Origin of the sequence: Nitrospira sp., from assembly GCA_029194675.1 — a bacterium.
Classification (GTDB): Bacteria; Nitrospirota; Nitrospiria; order Nitrospirales; family Nitrospiraceae; genus Nitrospira_D.
The window spans coordinates 53,355-73,091 of record JARFXP010000008.1 but is presented as its reverse complement, the minus strand read 5'-3'; the positions used below and the strand labels follow the sequence as shown (position 1 = coordinate 73,091).

Here is a 19,737-nt window from a genome sequence, read left to right as displayed (position 1 = left end):
GAATCAGGCCGCAGGGTTTCTCGTTGTCAGACGATTCCGAGGAATACGGCAAGGGATCGATCAACGCGCACCATGAGTTCGCCGTTCAACGATCCAATGCGAGCGCCGATGGTTTCCCGGGGGACTGTGACGATCTTGTCGATCATGATTTGTGAGGTGTGCTGAAGGCCGCTCGATGAAGCTGCATCAACGGTCAGGCGGAACAGAGGCGCGTCGAGAATTTCGGTGGTCAATAAGCAGATCGTGACGCTGCCAAGGGGAGAGAAGAGATCGGATTGCAAGACAAGAGCAGGGGGTGGTTTTCTGCTGTAGTGGCCCTTTGCAGCCACGGTCACGATGTCGCCACGTCCTATGCGTTGTCCCAATCGGCGATCTCCGAGATGAAGTCGAGAGCAGACTTTTCCTGCACCGAACGAGCAGTTAGCCGAGCCTGTCGTCGGCATTCGCCGGCGAACCCTTCGGCACGCGTATCAGGCACCCAGATCTGTACCGGACGCAGTCCCTTACGCCTTAAACGCCGGCGGTAGCGGTTCTGCTTTTCCTTCGGAGTCAGGTGAGTATCGGTAGACATCGGTCGCCCTTTCTGATCCGTTTCGACTACTAGGAACCTGTCCGACATTGACTTGAGAGCACCATGAACTTGACCGTGGAGTCAGTCCATGTTCGGCTGCACCTGGCTCGACACAGGACCCTGTCGCTATCTCGGTCTCCTTCGGTTCGCCTTCCGGCTGCCGCTCAGCGTGCGCAGGCGGTGTCCGGGACCTCGGGGCCGATGAGCGAGGGCCCGCCAGAGTTTCAGGACATTATGCGTGGTACAGATGAGCGCCCATTCACCCCGCACTTGCGGCATCCCGCGCAACAGGAATTGTCGATAGCCACGGCCCTGCGTGATCTGACCGAACACCGGCTCGACGATCGCTTTGCGCCGGGCGTAGCCCCGTCGTCCGCGCCTCGTGCGGAGCGTACGGCGCATGCGATCGGCCACCGACAGTCCCGCTGGCGGCCGTCCACGGGAAGCCATCGGCACGGCCTGGCTGTGAAGCTGGCGGTCCGGTGGGATGAGGGGCCAGCAGCCCAGGGCCATGCTGGCCGTGACGTTCGCCTCGCTGAAATACCCTGCGTCCATGCTCACGGTCCGGGGCACCTGCTCGGTATTGACGAGGACCTGGGTCAGCAGCGGCTGGGCTTTCTGCTTGTCATTCGCTTCATCGGTGACGTCAGCGGCGACGATGATCTGCGCGGTCGCATCGACGGCCGCTTGACAGTTATACCCTTGCACGACACTCCCCTTGGCGTCTGACGCTGGCATGATCCGGCTTTCCGGATCCGTGAAGTGGCGCGCGCCGCGTGGGCGGCCTGGGTGAGGGTCGCCTCCGCCTGAGCCTCCTGTTCCAACACCACCTTGGCCGCCCGAATCGTCTGGAGTCGCTGCTCCCGACGCGCCAGTTCGGCGGGCAGTTCATCGCCTCGCCGATTGAGGCCATAGGTGGCATCATCCTGAGCATCAGCGGCTTCCGCCTGCGTCAACAGCCGTTTGACTTCCGCCGTGAGCCGCGCCTCTTCGGTCACCATCCGCCCGTAGCTCATCGTCTTGTGCTTTGAGGCATTGGCCCTGACATCAACATTTCGCAGCATCCAGCACCATCCCCCACGCAGGTCCAAGGCCATATGCGTCCGTATCAATAATGTAACGTTATTATGGAGGCTATATAGTGTAGGGCCTTGTGAAGGTATTGTGGTGTTCACCCGCAATCAAGCCATCTTGTAAGCTTCCACACTCTTCAGATGGCTCAGGAGGAGAACATTCTGGCAGAACGGTTACCCTAGCCAGGAGGTTCTCATGCAGCAATCGAAGTTCGCGGAAACGCAGATCGCAGTCATTCTCAAGAGGGCCAAAGCCGGACGCCCAGCATCGGCCTCCTTGAACCTTCTGGAGAGGGTTATCATTGTGCCAAAAGATTCGCCTGCTGACTGTCTCGATCTACAGAGAACTTACAAACGCTCAGTTAGCTCTGAGTGTCGTTGGCGCACGAGGAGGTCGACCGTCTCCAGCAGGGTCGTATTCATAGGCACCAATATCATACGTAGCTCCTTGGGGCCGCTGAATGCCGTTGACCGCAATGCTAGTCATAGCGAGAGACCCGCCTGCATCGATGGCCGGGCTTCGTTCGGTTAGGGCGAAATTCGGCGACGCCGGAAGCGTGGCTGGAGCATTGACGAATGCCGGTGTACTTACATTCACGATATTGTCGGATTGCGTGTAATGGACCCCTTCGGTCGCCCCAGGGCCGAGAAAAATCGCCCCACCAGACCCACTCGCATAGGAGAGGTTGCTTTTGATCGTGATACCAGTCCCGGTCATCGACGTGAATGCGATCCCATTCGATTGAGCAGACCTGCCGTTAACGCGGTTCTCATAGAAAATATTATTCTTGATTTGTGTGTTCAGAATCGTAGAACCCCAGAGCACAATCGCGGGACCATAAGCTTGGTACGCAATGGTATTGTTAGCGATGACCCAATCGTGGGCGTCGACATACTCTGGTCCCGGATACTTTGCAGAGTCGTACCTGAGCGACCCAGTTGTTTGAATACCTGACGTGAGATTGTCGTAAATGAGATTGTTCGTAACTGTGACCGCTGTACCGGCCAGGTATATGCCATGATCCAAGTTGCATGCTGGCGGATTCGTTAAACACTCATCGAATTGACCGTTGTGATTGATAATATTTCGATCAATCAGAATCCTGGTGCCATTCCCGAGAATCCCTTGAAATTTATTGTCGTGAATCCAGTTTCGTCGAATCGTCAGATCATTTACACCGTTGACTTTAATGCCCTCATAACAGTTTCGTATCTCAAATCCTTCAACCGTGATCCATCCAATGGCGAATTTGGGTCCAGCTGAATTTTGGATGAGAATGCGATGAAACGCGTTCTTGTCAATACAGTCAATAACAGGAGATTCTCCTGAATAGTTAACAAGCTTGATAGGAGCCGCCTTCGTCCCTGACTTCGAAAATCGGATTATCCCTTCATGATATGTCCCAGCCCGGACATAGGTTGTATCCCCTGCGACCATGGCAGCCACAGCATAGGCCACCGTTTGCCACGGTTTTTTTTCTGTGCCAGGATTGCTATCGCTCCCGGTCGTGGCAACATAGTACGTTACCGCGTGGGCCGCCACGGCTTGCACGAGGACACTGGCCAGAATACAAACACTGGTTGCTCGCTTGAGTCGAATCATTTGGCGTCTCCACCCCTTCCGCAAAACGTTGATTATGCGCCTATGTCGTTAGAATTGTCGCTGTGCGCCAAATTCCAGCTACATCAATTATCATGCCATAAGAGACCTCTTATACATGCCTATTAATATAGAGGAAAATGTAAGAATTTTTTCAAGTTTGTTCAAAACTGTTCTCAGGTGACGTCAACTCAGAACACGACGGCGTCCTCAAGAATAGAGTAGACCGATGCCTTTGGCGATCCTCGACAAAAGGAGTGAGGGGGCTCTGGAAATTCCGACAGTATGCTAAGTGGGAGCCTGGCTTCACCAACGTCACCCACTGGTGGCGAACCAAAGGAGCGAGGCGATGAAACGAACGAGGCGGAATGACGGCGGGACCTTTAAGGCGCAGGTGGCGTTGACCGCCGTCAAGGGCGACAAGACCTTGGTCGAATTGGCTGAGCCATTCCGCGTCCACCCCACCCAGATCACCGAATGGAAGCAGCAATTGTTGGCGCGGGCAGCCGACGTCTTTGGCGGGGCGAAGGCGCCGTCGGAGGCGCCGGATCTCAAGACGCTGCACGCCAAGATCGGGCAACTGACCCTGGAGCATGATTGTTGAGAAGGGGCGCTCATCAAGGCGGGCGTGCTGAGCGCACAGCGATGATTGATCCCTCGCACACATTGCCCGTGGTCCGATCGTGTCAGCTCCTCGGGCTGTCTCGGTCGACGGCCTACTATCGGCCGAGACCGGTCTCTGACACCACACTGGTGCTCATGCGCCGGATTAATGAGCTCCATCTGCAGTATCCGTTTGCCGGTGCCCGCATGCTGCGTGATCTCTTACGGCAAGAGGGCCACGCCATTGGGCGGCGGCAGGTGGCCACGCTCATGCGTCGCATGGGAATCATGGCCGTGTACGGCAAGCCCCGCACCAGTCAACGGCATCCCGCCCACCGGATCTATCCCTACCTGCTGCACCAGCTGCCCATCACACAGCCGAACCATGTCTGGGCGTCGGATATCACCTATATTCCGATGCAGCGCGGCTTTCTGTATCTCTGTGCCATCCTGGACTGGGCGAGTCGCCGAGTGTTGGCGTGGCGGCTCTCCAACACGTTGACCACCGATTTCTGCCTGGAGGCGGTCACCCGATATGGCTGCCCAGAGATCTTCAACACGGATCAAGGGTGTCAGTTCACCAGCCAGGCGTTCACGGGACTCCTGAAAGACTATGGCATTCAGATCAGTATGGATGGGACCGGGCGCTGGCGGGATACCGTCTTCGTCGAACGGTTGTGGCGGAGTCGCAAGTATGAAGAGGTCTCTCTCCATGCCTATGAGACTGTCTCCGACGCCCAACAGAGGGTGGGGCGCTACATGACCTTCTACAATCAGCTCAGGCCGCATCGCGCGCGTGACGGACGCACGCCCGATCGCGTGTACTGGGAGAACCTGCCTGCACGGCCCACTGCCGCGTAGGCTCATCCCACCAGGCGTCACTTAGGAACGGACAGAAACTGTCCAACCAAGCGGAGCCACCTCTGTCACCACAGTCAAAGACTGATCAGGACGACCTGGGAAAGCTTTTCTTGATCCGTCTGGGTAGATTCAAGCGCAGCTGACAATAAACTCGTCAAGCGCGTTTCGCGTTCCACGGATGCCCATCCAGCCGGAGCCGTCAATCGCACGTCCAGAAACCCCAGCACAAGTGGGCCGCTACCACCGCCACCAACGCAGCGATCACCGGCGTATCCCGCCGCGCCTCGTCAACCAAGAGCCAATAGTACATGGCCCGCCCAGCTCCACTGCCTGACAGGCCCGCTGAATCGGAAGAGTGTATTCTGTCACCAGAGACTGTGCCCGCTTGGCAAATAGGGAGCGCTACATTGATCCTCCAAAAGTCAATCTCTTATAATACGACAGAGATCGATAAACGGAGTGTACAGATATAATTCGCTTCAGATCAGTGGGACCGTATGCAAAAAGAAAGAGTTGAGAAAATGACGTTTCGTGAGGAAGTTACCTCAGCAATACCTTCCGATCATGGCACCTCATCCCAATCTACGTTTCTCTTCAAGGAAGATTTCTTGCGAACCTATGATTTAACTAAGGGAAGCGTGATCAGAAGAATGATCGATTGCTACCGCTCACCGGGGCTTCACGCGGTTGGAATCCATCGTTTTGGACAATGGCTAAAAAAGAAGAACCTTCTTTTGAGAATACTACTTGAACCAATATACCTACTCCTTTTTCATCGAATTCGTAGTAAGTGGGGCATTGACATCGGCCGAACAGCGGAAATAGGCGCTGGATTCTACATCGGACATCATGGGGGTATCACAATCTCTGGCTACGCAAGAATAGGAAGAAACGTCAATGTCTCCCAATTAGTGACCATTGGTGTATCAGGGCAAGGTGAACGCAGAGGGGTACCGACCATTGGAGATGATGTATACATTGCGCCAGGCGCAAAGATTTTTGGGAAAATCCATGTAGGGAGTAGGGTGAAAATAGGGGCCAATGCGGTTGTTTACAAAGATGTCCCGGATAACGCCATTGTCGTCTTGGACCCTGGGTTTCGGATAATATCATACAGGGGCAGCCCTAAAGGTGAACTTGAACCCCACGCCGAACCTCCTACGAACTATCTTTGAGTCGTTCCCAATGTAATTCAGAAAAACAAGGGCCTTGGGTAGCCTCGCTGAACTTTATGTCATTATGTTCCGCGTTCCACTCCATAACTCTCACGCGCTCCTTATTATCAAGAGTAACGTCCCATCCTATACATCGCGCATACGGGACCCTCTTGTGAAGCATAGTAACCAGCTTAAGACAATCATCGTAAGCTGGAATGGACTTCCCCTGAAACTTCACCTTGCTTGTGGGGTGACAGTCAATCTCCAACCAATCCGTAGTGAACCCAACGTTATTAAAGACTCCGCTTTTTATGTCAATCGGTATCCTTGTATGACTTTCAGATTGAACGTGAGTATCAGTGCCGCTCCCCAATCTCAGATAACAAGCTCTAAGCGATGTTGTCCCATCATCTTCAATAACAGTGGTCATCCTTAGTGTAGCGACAGACTTCTTCGCAAACTCTTGAAATACCTCGTGCTGATTAATACAACTCTGAAACAATCCATTGCCCAATTTATAGATCTTACCTAGGTCGAAAGACTCTCTATCGAAAAAGAAAATCCCTCTCCCTCGTGACGAGTTATTGAGCTTAAATACGACTCTTCCTTTATCGCCAAATAACTTGGCTTTAACCGAATCAGGATGAAGTACCCTGCACTCGGTGTCAAAGAACACACCGTTAGAATACGAAAGGATGTCAGGAAAGCTGTTATTAGAGAAGATTGTAGAATTCAAGGGTTTTAGACTCGATACTTTTCCGTAATCGCCCTTCAGCTTAGGAACTACAACAGAACCATAGTAGTTGTCTGGTATCCAGCCCTCTTTAAAGCTTCCAGCAATAGCAGAATAAACATAAAGCCAAGCCGCGAAGTGACGGTGTCCGAGGATATCTATCGCATAGGCATTGCACTGTCTAACTACGTGCTGAGATAAGGAACCTTTTACCCCCTCTATTCTCTTCACTATTCTTTTGGCTTGCGTCACGTGGTCGTGGTGATAGCGATAACTTAATAGTGACCTTGCTGCAAATCTAACGAAAGACTCAGGGCTCATTGGCATCGGCAGCTGTAAACAAAACCTGCATTATTTATGCACAAACGTGTAGACGCTTCTTATGTTCCCACTTACAACTGAAGAGAACAAATATATAGATGAGAGGCCACTGTCAAGCCCAAACAGAAATGTCCGCTTTCTCCCACAGTAGAAATGTCCGGTTTTATGTTCCGGCTGCTGCCGGGTGTGGTCCTCGTTCCGGCTGCCATCGCTTGCGCCGGGATGATCCGCCGCCGGTTTGATCGGGCGTCGTGACCGGGACACCGTCGTGCCCGCTGCTGCCGGCACGGGCCGCGCCGGAATCGCGTGGAAGCTGAGCAACCGCCCCTGATGGGTGAGCCGCCTCGTCCCATCCAGGTGTTCCTCAACCACCACATGCGTGGCGCGGAGATGGTCATGCACCTGATAGAGCTGCCCTTCATGCGTAATGGTGACGTCCTTCCGCAGACATCGAGACGATTTGATACACAGGCTCCGGGCCAACTCCCGGGCCGACGGTGCTGGCCGATGCAGATTGGCGGGTTGCGCTGGGGCCACGGCAAAGCGCCGGTTGTAGACTGGCAGATAGTGCTCCACGAAGCGATTCGCGTCCTCCAAGGTCGCGATCCCGGCCAAACGCATCTCTTTGATCAGCCGATCTTGAAACGTCTGAACCAGCCGCTCCACCCGCCCCTTGGCTTGCGGGGAGTGCGCCGCAATCAGCTCACCCCCCCCAGCTCGTCCAACGCCCGGCCGAACTGACTCTGGGGTTCCTCCCCGGCCAGCTGCTCCGCCACCGTGGGCGCAGCCGGTGACTGGTAGGTCGTAGGCTTGTCCGCAGAGATGGCCAGCGGGATTCCATAGTGCCGAATGTCGCGCTGGAAGCTGTCCATCGCCGGGATCGTGCCCTCGTACTCATAGAACCGGGCAAACACGCGACTGCTCGCATCATCGATGTAGGCCATCAGGACACACGCCGGGCCGCGCCCCTCGAACCAGTCATGATGGGAGCCATCCAGTTGCACCAGTTCCCCCACATGCGCCTTCCGCGCCCGCCAGGCCCGATGGGGGCGCTTGCGTCGTGCAAAATGAGTGATCCCACGCGCCCGCAGCCACAGCCGCAACATCGTCCCAGCCTCTCTCTGCGTGATCCGCTTCTCCCGCACCTGGTGGATCACATGGATCCGCCGCAGTTCCTTCCCACTCATGAGTACTTTGTCCTCTCCGACCATCCCGCCCTCCCTCGAAGAACGGGGAGTCTATCAACGACGAGGACATTTCTATTTTGGTCAAAGCGGACATTATCATGTTAGGATTACGCATTTCTACGATGAGTGTGATCCTGTAAGTCCTCAAAGATGGACGCGGTGTTGGGGGCCGGAGAGTCACGATTCGGGATTTTGAAAGGGTTGGAGCCACTGGTCCTAATTCATACCGTGATCAAGTGTGTCAACGACAAGAAGCAGACGACCGGAGCCGCCCAACAGGAGATCGCTCCCTCATTCTATTGGCCATCAGATGATCGGACGTCGCCATCCTCATGGTATTCATAGGCACCAAGATCGTAGGCAAGTCCTTGAGGCCGAGTAATACCGTTGAACGCTATGCTGGTCGTGGTGAGGGATACGCCCTTGTCTATGGCTGGGCTTCGTGAGGTCAGAGCAAAATTCGGCAATGCGGGAAGTGTGGCTGGGGCGTTGATGAATCCTGGATCGCTCACATTCACAATGTTGCCAGATTGTGTGTAATGGACCCATTCGTTCGCCCCAGAACCGAGAAACGTCATACCTCCAGATCCACTCGAGAAGGCGAGGTTGTTTTTGATCGTAATCTCAGTACTTGTCATCCATACAAAATCAATTCCCTGCACAGCACTAGAAGCACCTTTAACAGAGTTCTCATAGAAAATATTATTCTCAACCCGCAGATTCCGGAGTGTGGAGCCCCACACGACAATGGCAGCACAGTTGACTTGGTAAGCAATAGTGTTGTTGGCGATGACCCAATCATACGACAGGGCGTATGCCGACCCCGCATGCTTCGTAGAGTCATAACTGACTGTCCCATTTGCTTGAATGCCGTAGCCCAAGTTGTCGTAAATAAGGTTGTTCGTGATCATGATTGCCGTGCCGTTCAGATAGATACCATGATCCAAATTGCACACGAATGGTGTTGTAGCGCAGGCAGCAAAGCGTCCATTATGGTTGATCCTATTCCGATCAATCAGGATTCTGGTGCCATTCCCGAGAATGCCTTGAAACATATTGTCATGGATCCAATTTCGCCGAAGCGTGAGATCGTGGGCGTTATGGAGCTTGATCCCATCGTAGCAATTCCGTATCTCAAACCCCTCAATCGTGATCCAGCCCATTGGATTCTGAAATCTAGAAGCATGCTCAAGAATAATCCGATGAAACTGTGTCTTATCGACACAGTCAATGACTGGAGATTCCCTTGGATAGTTGAGGAGCTTGATAGGAGCCACTTGCATCCCTGACTTCGAAAACCGGATTATCCCCTCACGATATGTCCCAGCCCGAACATAGGTCGTATCCCCTGCGATCATGGCGGACACCGCATAGGCCACTGTCCGCCACGGTTGTATTTCTGTGCCAAGATTACCATCGTTCCCGGTCGTGGCGACATAGTACGTCGCCGCGTGGACTGCAACGGCTTGCACAAGAGCACTGGCAAGGACGCAGGCACCGATTGCTCGCCTAAATCGAATCATGGTGAAAAACTAAAATAAGATGTTGGTGGCACTCTCATAACAATCGTTCGCCATCCCTTCGAGAAGGACTCAACTATCGACCAGAGAGTCTTGCACGCTTTGCCCTCACCGAGACAACCAGGCCGTCTGACTCACGATACGTGGTATAGTCGTGAAAATACTGGAAATTGTGGATTCACATGAGCTGCCCGTCATGCGTCAGCACGCATGAGGCGAATCACCATGTAGTCAGCGACGCATTCGATCACTACTGAACTTTGCATAAATAATGGAAAGATTCACCGTGTCCATGGCAGATCCGACGCGTGGATACAGGACCACAGGAGTGGCGGCGCCCTTCGGATGCGCCGCACGGAGGAGCGGAGTAGTCCATTGAGCTGGGCCCAATCGGTGGGCGCGCTGTTGGCCAAGGCGCGGTCGGCCTGGGCCCAGACATATTCCGCCGGATTGAGTTCCGGGGCGTAGGCCGGGAACTCTTCCACGTGGAGCGTGGGATGGGCGGTGCTCCATTCTGTGACCGCCTTTTGGCGATGAATGGTTCCCCGATCCCACAGCAGAACCACGGGACCCCGCAGATGCCGAAGCAGGTGACGCAAGAAGGCTCGGACATCCAACCCCGTGAGATTGCGGCGGCGCAACCTTGAGAGAGAGCGCCACCCGCCGGCGCTTGGGCGACACGGCCAGCGCACTGAACGCCGAGAGCCGATCCTGCTTGTACAGATAGCGCACGATCGGCGTGCGGCCTTCCGGTGCCCAGGTACGGGCCACGTTGAGGATGAGCAGAAAGCCCGATTCATCAAGAAAGACGAGGTGGGCGCCATGTCGTCGAGCATTTTTTTATATAGGGGCCAGCGCGTGCGCTTCCACCGGGCGATCGCGGCGTCGTCCCGTTGCAGGGCGCGGCGTTCGGGCTTCTGACAACTCCAGCCCAACTGAGTCAGGAGTTTCCAGACATGACAGGGATGGTAGCACACCCCGAACTGCTGATGGATCAGCTGCGCTACACGTTTCAAGGTCCAGAGATCGGTGCGATAGCCCCTGGCCAGAGGCCCCTTCAGGAGCAGGGCCGCCAGCCGCTTCTTCTGCGCCGAGGAGAGACTCGGGGGACGACCCGGTGTCGGCCGGGACCGCAATCCAGGGAGCCCCTGTTTGCGGTAGGCCTCGGCCCACCGGAATACAGAACTCACGGAGGCACCCACAGCCCGTGCGATCGCCGACAGAGTGGTGCCCGCCGTGAGCAACCGGATGGCCTGTCGGCGTCGCCGTTCCAGTTGCCGGGCTGTTTCTAGAGACCTCATGCCCCTGAGTATAGTGCACGCGCATCGCCCTTTCCATATTTATGCAAAGAGCAATAGCTCAAATTGAACAAGGTGAACATGATTGCCCCGCATCGAATCCACCCGCAAGCTGAATGCCCAGAATGGACACCATTTACGTTGACTATGGACGTCACTGGCTCTTCTGACGGTTCCTTGCCTAGCTCCAATGGAAACAGCACCTCCTGATTCGTTGGGAGTATTACGCCACAAATTTCCTTGGATTTGTGCAGTTCGTCTACATCACGACGCCCCTTAACCAATTTTGAGAGAGTCCTCATGGCCGCAAGGCGGCCACCCTGCAGGATGAACATGCGCTATGCCCAGCTGACCGTGGCCTGGATGACGTCGGAGACCCTTGGTACCAGTGAGTCCGAGAGATAGTCTGACGCGGGAGCGTTCGGCACCTCGCATTGTTGCTGACGCATGAGCACGGAAAGCAGAGTCGTGGAAGAGGAGGCTCCTCCAGGCTTCGGCGCCAATGCCCTACCAGGAGGCGAACGCGATGGAACAGATGATTGAGCACTGCGCAGGACTGGATGTGCACAAGCAGACGGTGGCGGTCTATATCCGGGTGCCCGTGTCTGTCCATCATGGGCGTGGGTCCTTGGACTTCCCCATGCGCTCTGCACCTCGATGGACAGCAGAGAGACGCGGGATCTCCCGGTTCTCGTGCAGGGTGTGTCGGAACGTGCATGGGGTCTCAGACCGCGCGGGGTCTCCCTGCCTCTCGCGCTGGCGAGGCAGTGCGTGTGGCCTTCCGCGTCCTGCTATCGCGTCGGCACCCCGAAGTGTCACAATTTCGCGGCTCGATACCCAACCCGTCCCTGCCTCTGTCAACGCTTCACGCTCGCCCTTACGGACGCCAGCGCATGACTCAAGGTCAGAGTGGCTCGCTAGACCTTCTCTGTGTGGCTCTTGCATCCACAACACCTTGCCGGTTTATCCGGCGCACAGCAGGCTGCGGAAAAACTCTTGTGTTCCCCTGTCCCTCTGGGGTAGTTGGGTATAACTATCTAGCAGCTACTCCAGGAGGTTCACGCTGCGCGGTCAGGATACCTAGCAAGCCGGACTCTTCAGTTACCTCTCGCCCGAGGCACGTGTGCCCGTGACGCACCCGCTCGGCCCATCCGGCCCTCCGTGGACACGGCCCTGACCGCCTTGTCGCCGAAGTTGACGAAGCTGTATGCCCAAACCGGTCGGCCCTCGATTGCCCCGGAGAAGCTCCTGCGGACGTTGTTGCTGCAGGGGCTCTCCAGTATTCGGAGCGAACGACTCCTGATGGAACAGTTGGACTACAACCTGCTGTTCCGCCGGTTTGTCAGCCTGGGTCTGGACGCGCCGATGTGGGACGTGACGGTGTTCACCAAGAACCGGGACCGTTCGTTGGAGGGTGAGGTGGCCACGGCGTTCTTTAAGCAAGTCTTGGCCCAAGCCAAGACCCAGCGCCCCTTGTCCGATGCGCACTTCACGGTGGATGGGACGCGGATCGAGGCCTGGACAGGTCAGAAGAGTTTCAAGAAGAAAGCCGCATCGCCGCTGCCAGCGCCCGATGACCCGGGGAACCCGAGTGTCGACTTCCGAAGGGAGCGGCGGACCAACGCGATGCACGTCTCGACGACAGACCCAGAGGCGCGGCTGTACAAGAAGGCCACGGGGCAGGAGGCGAAGTTGTGTTTCCTCGGGCATGTCCTGATGGAGAACCGCCACGGCTTGGTGGTCAACGCCACGGTGACCCCGGGGACGGCGGAACGGCAGGCGGCGATCGCCTTGCTGAATCGCAGGCCCACCACACGACGGATCACGCTGGGAGGCGATAGGAACGATGACACCACCGCGTTCGTGGACGCGTTGCGAGAGCGCCAGGTGACCCCGCATGTGGCCCAGCACACCACGAGGCGGACGAGCGCGATTGATGGTCGGACCACCCGCCACCCCGGTTATGCCGTTAGTCAACAGAAGCGCAAACGGGTCGAAGAGGTCTTCGGCTGGTTGAAGACGGTCGGTTTGTTGCGGAAGGTCAAACTGCGTGGCGTCCAGCGAGTCGCCTGGCTCTTCACCTTACCTTCGCGGCAGCGGTGTACAACCTGGTGCGAATGCGCAATCTCGTGGAGGCCGCGACATGAGCCGACTCGGCTCCGCCGCATGCCACGTGGCTCACCGCGGGCCTCCACGATGGGACACCTCCTACACGAATGAGCGTCAACGGCTCGTGCGATTGGAGGTGGGGCACATCGGTCCCATTCAATCCGGGTTTTTCCGCAACCTGCTCGGCGACAGGCATCCGCAATGTAGCCCATCTTAACGTAGCCCACTTTATGGGTGTTCGATAGTGTTGTTGTGGGATCAATTGAGCAGCCTGTCGGAAATCTCTTGTCGCTTACTCCACAAAAATTTCCAGACGCGGCCCTGTCTCAAACGATGAAACAGGCCCTTGAAACTCATGTCGGAACTATACAGATGACAAATGTACAAGGCTCTTCTGTTGATTTTCGGATTAAGGATCTCATACCGGCCCGACACATCCAGCGTCCCAAATCCCCATGGAAACTTGAAAGCATACCACAGGGCTTGAGATCCTAATGCCATATCGCATTCATTCTTTAATCGTTGATCGACCTCAACTAATCCTCTCTGAAGGTCAAAGCGTATGGCGGTGCCGAGATCAATTACATAGAAGTAGATAGGACGGGCCAGCCTTAAAATAATGTCAGGAAAAACTGCACGCACATTCTTGGATAGCTTTCTACCTAGCTCAAGAATTTCGTTCAGAGATGATGAAGGATGACTAATGAAGGGACGGTCCTCGATCGCCCGGAAGTCTTTTCGGTAGCGCTCCAATGGGTCCCCATTCAAAGAAAACCCATCTTCGCTAGACCAACTGTCGCCATTGTACAGAAACTGCACCTTGGATTTCACATCTTTCAGTCGCTCGCACACGTGGTCTGGGGTATTGACCCATCTGTTCATATACCGATTTTCGGTGTGACTGAAATATACAAAGCTTGCAAAAGGGATGATCACTCGCGGTTGAAACGCGTCCGCATAATTTCGCATGCGTTCAATGACCTCATGCCTTGTCCCTACATCTTCCGTATCCGGATTGCCAGCCCAACATGCGATCGAGAACTGGGTCAGAAGGACATCTACTGGCCCAACGACTTTTGATAGTGCCTTGGCTGCGAAATGACTCAAGACGCAGTCGTTCATATTCAGCAGCGTGACACCCCTTGACCGCACGGCAAGAAGCGAGTCAATCGATCCGACCGAGCAGCACAGGACGGATATCTCGCTGTTCAGATCGTACCAACGAGCAAGCGGTAGCTCGACAACCGCACAAAACCCAAGATTCCCAAGCGCTCGACTCATTCGCGATGAAAAGTGCTCTTGGTACAAGAGGGTAATCTTGGACTTTTGTTCAGCCGGAATCGCCTTCAGAGTCGGAAAATGAAGATGATCCGGATGTTCATGGGAAATCCAAATATGTGTGACATCGTGGAGTCCTGTCGGGAGCACGGCAGGCTCACAGAGCAAGGACCAGGATTCATTAAAGGCCTCCCCAATGAACCAAGGGTCTGCACAGATAGAGACAGGCGGTTCATCGATTCGAACAGAAGCGTGCGAGAGCATCGTCACTTTCATCACTTGTCCCCTTTTCTCCGGCCCCTCTTTCGCCAGGACTACCATCCCATGCCCCAGCCCTCATCTGCTATCTCACCCATAAGACGGTGATTTGCAGAACACGATGTCACAGTTGACCTTATTCTATGCGGGTTTCATTCGTGTTGCTGTTGCCTTAGTTTCTGACTACTGAGTAAAGGGAGTCAACCTTCACGCCTGACAGGGCTACGTGATGCTGACATCACTTTGGATAATCAGCGATTGCGCGCTATGCGCCTTGGTTATTGATCGCTGGACCGGATACGTGTCCCCTGCAATCGTGACGGTCAGTCTAACAGGCTGCGGAAAAACTCGCTCGTTCATTGGGTGAAACTCGTAGAGAGCACGATTTTTCTTCTGTACCGGTTGAAAGGTTTCAGTGTAGGCAGATCGCCTGTCCTGGTCGAACCCAATGCGGTTTTCGAGAGAGTCAGAGGTCATTCCAGACACCGAAGTTGACGCTTCAGAAGAGGTCTCAAAAACGTTTTTCCGCTACCTGCTAATGAGCGTTCGGTTACCTACACGGATAAATTCTGGAACCGCGCCCTGGAATTGGGTGGCTGTTGTGCCGATGACTCTCTTATGACCATCCATGATTTCGGAAGAATTATCGCCCCCGATACGTGGAAACAGGCCGCATCCTATCAAACCTACATCCTCTTTCCCTGACGTGGTCTCCCTACCAGCTGCTCCAGCGGACGAAATACGAATATTCTGCTCAATGCATAATTGAACATGGTACCAAGACAGATCCCAGTGAAGAACGCGGCAATAGTATGCGTCATGAAATAGGGAATACGATCTGTCAACACCTTATAGGTCCCCCAATTGATACTGAATCCTAGCGAAGCGGCCACCAAGAATTGCACCCATTGTTTACCAGGTGGTCTTTGACGTCCCGAAACAAACGTGAGCCATCGGTGTAAAAACCAATTCCAAGACGCAGCCATGACGAAACTCAAAGCTCGGGCCAGCTGGTGATTGACTGCGACAAGATGTACCAATACTAAGTAGACCAGCAAATCGACGACGACACCAGAACCGCCAACTGCAACAAAATGCACAAGTTCCGCTGCTCTCGGAAATTTAAACTGATAGAGTCTCCTGAGATGACGTATATAATAAAGCTGCTGTTTAATAGTCAGTTTGCTTTCGCCCCTTGTCCGATCCATGAAAGCAATGGGGATTTCTATTACATTTCTACAGTTCGCCTTAATGAGGATCTCAAGACCAATCTTGTATCCTATTGGCAGGAGCGCTGGGGCTTCATCAAGAATTCGCCGCGGGAAGGCAAAATACCCAGCCATTGGATCCTTAAGATTAGTCAGCCCCCAGGCAAGCAGAGTCGCAGCTCTAGAATTCAGCCACCGAAATAGACTCCACTGGGCATCGGTGCTTGCTCCAGCAACATACCGAGAACCAACGACAAAATCTGCACCTAGTTTCAGATTGTGAAGTAGCCTGGGGATATCCTCCGGTGGATGAGAGAGATCCGCATCCATCACAATCACGTACTCGCTCCTAGATTCCCTGATCCCGTGGATGACAGCGCCAGACAGCCCCCGCTCAGACAGCCTTGTAATGAGCTTCAATGGATAGGAAGTTGCTAGCTCCTTACAGACCCGATCCGTCCCATCTTGAGAATTATCATCGACTATTACGATTTCTGTACTAATACGTGCATTATTCACAGCCTCGTGTATCCGTCTCGTAAGCTCCGGAATATTATCAGCCTCGCAGTACGTTGGAACTACGACTGCCAACTCCGGGTGTATTCGTGATAGTTCTCTGGTTAGTATATCCATGGCGAGTCCTCGTCCACTTATTTAGCGTAAGCGTAATGGGGCGTATAAGAAAGCGCCGAATCGGCCAGCAGGATTTCCGGATGTTGCCGCAAGACCCAAGGATTCGGCGAAATTAATCAAGCTATCATAACTTAGGGAGAGCCTACATATATAATTTACTAGCAGAGCAACTCCGAACAAGGGTAGATCGTAAGTTGGGCATTACTTGAGAGACAATTTCATGACAATCCGCGATTCATTCATGTTGCACACCCGTGACAATTCGCTAGACTCGTGGGTGCTGCCCTCTGAGGTCCGCTGTGCCTTGACCACCATTTCATTAAAGGTTCAATTCCAAGACCGCCCAATCGCCGTTTTTATACCGCAGGGTGCCATCATTCTCATATCGACTCAACACTTCCAATTCTGGCATCTCAGAAGGCTTCAAGATAATCCATTTGATGTTCTTTTCACGGGCCACGCTCTTCCACTCATCATTTTTCTCTTTTATGATTCTAAAATCATGATAGAGCTTTGAGGCAGTATTTGGATCCTGGTGATAATATTTGCCTTCGTTGGCCTCAACAAAACTTTTCAATGTGACGAACGGTGCCACACTGCGTAACCCCTTCCCCAACATAAATATCCGCTGGTTCTCGCGATCCGGAATGGAGCCAATAAATTGAATGACCTCATTGTCAGATTTTGGCAAGCTACTCGTGAACGGATGAGGCGAATACACGACTGTGTATGCGAGCGCAAATATCGCCGCAATGCCAATGAATCTCGACAGCTTTCGCAATCTGACCGAATGAACAAAAAACGGAGCCGTGGTGAAGGCGAATAGCAGGAACATGATGGAGATGACAAAGTGAACTCTTCTCAGATGTCCCACATCCACACGAAACAGCATCACGCTCGAACAAAGCAGCACAGCAATCCCCCCAATTGCCAATGTTCGAAACAAGTCAAAACGCGGGTGGACTGGCCATTCCTTCCGAAGCAGATTCACAACTGCATATGCCATCAACAAAAGATGAAAGGGCATGACCAAAACGAAGTAGTGAACGGCGCTAGCCATCGCATGAAGCCGTTTTAATCCACCTGCCAATGATTCGGCAGTTCCACTAGATGCAGCTGATGGATCCCAAAAATTTAGGTGGTGCATGAATTGGAGATTCCCTTTGGTCAGGAACGTAACAATCCAGGTGGTCAGAATATCGGGAAGCCCCTTCTTTGGCGAGCCAGACAAATAATAAGGAAGAATATCCCGGATGCTATAAAGGTGCCACGCGGTATACATACAAGGAATCAGGAATACAAAGACGAACATGACAACATGGGAGAGTACCGGAGGCTTTCCATATCTAAGCAAATAGTATGTGAGCACTGCTAGAACGGCAAAGACAGAAAAGACATTCGACCACCATATGTTAACGGCAAGACTTCCCAGGACACCGCCAAGCATGAGATAGCGTGCCTTAAAATGAATGACATAACGATAGAAAGCTCCAATGCTGAGAAGAAGAAACACGAAGGAGAAGCTCGACGGTTGCGCAATCAGAATATAATGACTCGTTGGCGCGTAGATGACCAACGAGAGAGCGAGTACACAGAGACTAACTTCTTCGGGATTTTTGAGCAAGACCGCCGCGCAATAATAGAACCCAGCAAACAAGGCGAGGAAATCAACCAAGACAATTAATTGAACTATTTGGATGGGATTGAATCCAATGACACGATTAATGAGGCCGTAGAACATGTGAAAAAGTGAAGGATAAATAGTCGGCATGCCGGTAAACGGGTCGGTAAAGTAATCTCCTTGCGTGACCCGTAGTATTTTAGCGGCATGAAACGATCCATCGGGAGAGTAAATGAATATAGGGAACTGAAGAGCCAGAATGGTTCCACTGACTAAAAGAGCCAGGAGGAGCGTTATACGATGTGTGTATCGAGAAGTCTGACAACCCCATTCTGCGTCAAATGCCGTTGTGGTGGAGAATGATTCGGTCATGCGCTATCTCTACCACTGAGGTTTAGGCACTTGGCATTCATCTCCTGTTCCAGGGGTAACATGACGTTTCCGGATCGTGAGTCTTATCGATTACCCATCACTGCGCATTCGGCCCTTTTGGTGTAGATTGTCTACGTTAACGTTAAGTTAATTGGCAACCTGGAGGGACATCTCTCCGTGGCTATCCTCCGTGGCTATCCATAGAAGGCAGCAATAGCCTCGACCACCTCGGACTGCTGAGCCGGAGTCAGTTCCGGATAGATTGGAATCGCGATTGTCTCATTCGCGGCCCGTTCGGACTCAGGAAAATCACCTGGCTTGTAACCCAAATAGAGAAAACACTCTTGCAGGTGGAATGGGACCGGGTAGTAGATCTCGGCACCAATTCCTTTCTGCTTTAAATGGGCCATGAGCGCATCTCGCTGCTCGACCCTGAGTACAAACTGGTTATAAATGTGATAGTGCTTGGCGCCGGAGCTGCGATATACAGGCTCCGGCAATTTCACTCTCCCAGTCTGCGTGAGGCCGCTCTGCATGAACAGAGTCTCATATCGAGTAGCATTCTCCTGCCGTTTTTTTGTCCACCCATCGAGATAATTGAGCTTTACGTTCAGAACCGCGGCCTGAATCGTATCAAGACGGAAGTTCCCTCCAATCCGCTTGTGATAGTACTTCGGCTTGCTCCCATGGACGCGTAGGACTCGCATCCGTTCCGCAAGATCTGGATCGTTGGTGATCGCCATCCCGCCGTCGCCTAAACATCCGAGATTCTTGCTCGGGAAAAACGACAGGCAACCGATGGTCCCGATGCTGCAGGCTCGCCGCCCATCGTGGTATTCCGAGCCAATGGCTTGGGCCGCGTCCTCGATGACGCTCAGATTGTGCCGCTTGGCGATATCCATAATTGGAGCCATGTCGGCGGATTGACCATAGAGGTGGACCGGAATAATGGCCTTGCTCTTGGCCGTCAGCACCGACTTAATTTTGGAGGGATCGATATTATAGGTGACGGGATCGATGTCTACAAGTACCGGCTTCGCTCCCAGTCGTACGACTGCACCGGCCGTGGCAAAAAATGAATAGGGCGTCGTGATGACCTCATCACCAGCACCAATGCCAAGAGCCATGAGGGCGACCAAGAGGGCGTCGGTACCTGAGGTCACGCCGATACCGTACTTACTCTGACAATAGGTAGCCACACGTTCCTCCAGCTTGCCCACATCCGGGCCGAGAATAAATGCCTGGCTTCGGAACGCCTGCTCCAGCGCCGCCATGACTTCCTGGTGAAGCGGCTCGTGATGTGCTTTCAAATCAAGTAATGGAACACCCATGAA

General features: G+C 53.7%; 16 protein-coding genes and 1 pseudogene. 3 read left to right on the top strand and 14 right to left on the bottom strand.

What is annotated here, in order from left to right; genetic code table 11:
* Positions 1-26: 26 nt before the first annotated feature.
* The 5 genes from P0120_23480 to P0120_23460 all read right to left on the bottom strand — a co-directional run bounded on the left by P0120_23480 (position 27) and on the right by P0120_23460 (position 3,247).
* Positions 27-365: a type II toxin-antitoxin system PemK/MazF family toxin gene (locus tag P0120_23480; GenBank protein MDF0677269.1), complete on the bottom strand. Its 339-nt coding sequence runs from the start codon at positions 363-365 to the stop codon at positions 27-29.
* Entirely contained in the window at positions 350-571 is a 222-nt protein-coding gene (locus tag P0120_23475) for an antitoxin MazE family protein (GenBank protein MDF0677268.1), read from the bottom strand. The genes P0120_23480 and P0120_23475 overlap by 16 nt, the downstream gene beginning before the upstream one ends.
* Positions 572-697: 126 nt before the next feature.
* Positions 698-1,279 (bottom strand): transposase, encoded by a 582-nt coding sequence (locus tag P0120_23470; protein ID MDF0677267.1) that lies wholly within the window; start codon positions 1,277-1,279, stop codon positions 698-700.
* Complete coding sequence (locus tag P0120_23465; protein ID MDF0677266.1) at positions 1,171-1,635, bottom strand: hypothetical protein; 465 nt, start codon at positions 1,633-1,635, stop codon at positions 1,171-1,173. The genes P0120_23470 and P0120_23465 overlap by 109 nt, the downstream gene beginning before the upstream one ends.
* A gap of 367 nt (positions 1,636-2,002) precedes the next feature.
* A complete protein-coding gene (locus tag P0120_23460) occupies positions 2,003-3,247 on the bottom strand; it encodes a right-handed parallel beta-helix repeat-containing protein (protein ID MDF0677265.1) in 1,245 nt (414 codons plus the stop codon).
* Between the two features lie 346 nt (positions 3,248-3,593).
* Here P0120_23460 and P0120_23455 point away from each other — a divergent pair.
* Both P0120_23455 and P0120_23450 read left to right on the top strand, forming a co-directional pair.
* Positions 3,594-4,708 (top strand): IS3 family transposase gene (locus tag P0120_23455; GenBank protein MDF0677264.1). Its coding sequence is split into 2 segments (ribosomal slippage): positions 3,594-3,843 and positions 3,843-4,708, totalling 1,116 coding nucleotides; the frame shifts between segments, so codons are not numbered across the junction.
* A gap of 521 nt (positions 4,709-5,229) precedes the next feature.
* Positions 5,230-5,883 (top strand): hypothetical protein, encoded by a 654-nt coding sequence (locus tag P0120_23450; protein MDF0677263.1) that lies wholly within the window; start codon positions 5,230-5,232, stop codon positions 5,881-5,883.
* Here the strand turns inward: P0120_23450 and P0120_23445 are convergent.
* The 5 genes from P0120_23445 to P0120_23425 form a co-directional block, all read right to left on the bottom strand.
* Positions 5,867-6,850, bottom strand: coding sequence for a sugar-transfer associated ATP-grasp domain-containing protein (locus P0120_23445; GenBank protein ID MDF0677262.1), 984 nt, complete (start codon positions 6,848-6,850; stop codon positions 5,867-5,869). The genes P0120_23450 and P0120_23445 overlap by 17 nt on opposite strands.
* Before the next feature lie 99 nt (positions 6,851-6,949).
* Entirely contained in the window at positions 6,950-7,585 is a 636-nt protein-coding gene (locus P0120_23440) for a hypothetical protein (GenBank protein ID MDF0677261.1), read from the bottom strand.
* Positions 7,586-7,617: 32 nt separating this feature from the next.
* A complete protein-coding gene (locus P0120_23435) occupies positions 7,618-8,130 on the bottom strand; it encodes a hypothetical protein (protein ID MDF0677260.1) in 513 nt (170 codons plus the stop codon).
* Positions 8,131-8,402: 272 nt separating this feature from the next.
* The gene (locus P0120_23430) at positions 8,403-9,629 is read right to left on the bottom strand and encodes a right-handed parallel beta-helix repeat-containing protein (protein MDF0677259.1); all 1,227 of its coding nucleotides are present in this window, start codon (positions 9,627-9,629) and stop codon (positions 8,403-8,405) included.
* Between the two features lie 278 nt (positions 9,630-9,907).
* The gene (locus tag P0120_23425; GenBank protein ID MDF0677258.1) at positions 9,908-10,927 is read right to left on the bottom strand and encodes an IS630 family transposase; all 1,020 of its coding nucleotides are present in this window, start codon (positions 10,925-10,927) and stop codon (positions 9,908-9,910) included.
* 1,120 nt (positions 10,928-12,047) lie between these two features.
* Between P0120_23425 and P0120_23420 the strand changes: the two are divergent.
* Positions 12,048-13,071: pseudogene (locus tag P0120_23420) on the top strand (IS5 family transposase).
* Positions 13,072-13,291: 220 nt separating this feature from the next.
* Here the strand turns inward: P0120_23420 and P0120_23415 are convergent.
* The 4 genes from P0120_23415 to P0120_23400 all read right to left on the bottom strand — a co-directional run bounded on the left by P0120_23415 (position 13,292) and on the right by P0120_23400 (position 19,734).
* Positions 13,292-14,632 (bottom strand): MBL fold metallo-hydrolase, encoded by a 1,341-nt coding sequence (locus P0120_23415; GenBank protein MDF0677257.1) that lies wholly within the window; start codon positions 14,630-14,632, stop codon positions 13,292-13,294.
* Between the two features lie 623 nt (positions 14,633-15,255).
* Complete coding sequence (locus P0120_23410; protein MDF0677256.1) at positions 15,256-16,410, bottom strand: glycosyltransferase family 2 protein; 1,155 nt, start codon at positions 16,408-16,410, stop codon at positions 15,256-15,258.
* Between the two features lie 319 nt (positions 16,411-16,729).
* A complete protein-coding gene (locus P0120_23405; GenBank protein MDF0677255.1) occupies positions 16,730-18,403 on the bottom strand; it encodes a hypothetical protein in 1,674 nt (557 codons plus the stop codon).
* 194 nt (positions 18,404-18,597) lie between these two features.
* Positions 18,598-19,734, bottom strand: a complete 1,137-nt coding sequence (locus tag P0120_23400) for a DegT/DnrJ/EryC1/StrS family aminotransferase (GenBank protein MDF0677254.1) — start codon at positions 19,732-19,734, stop codon at positions 18,598-18,600.
* Between the last annotated feature and the right edge of the window lie 3 nt (positions 19,735-19,737).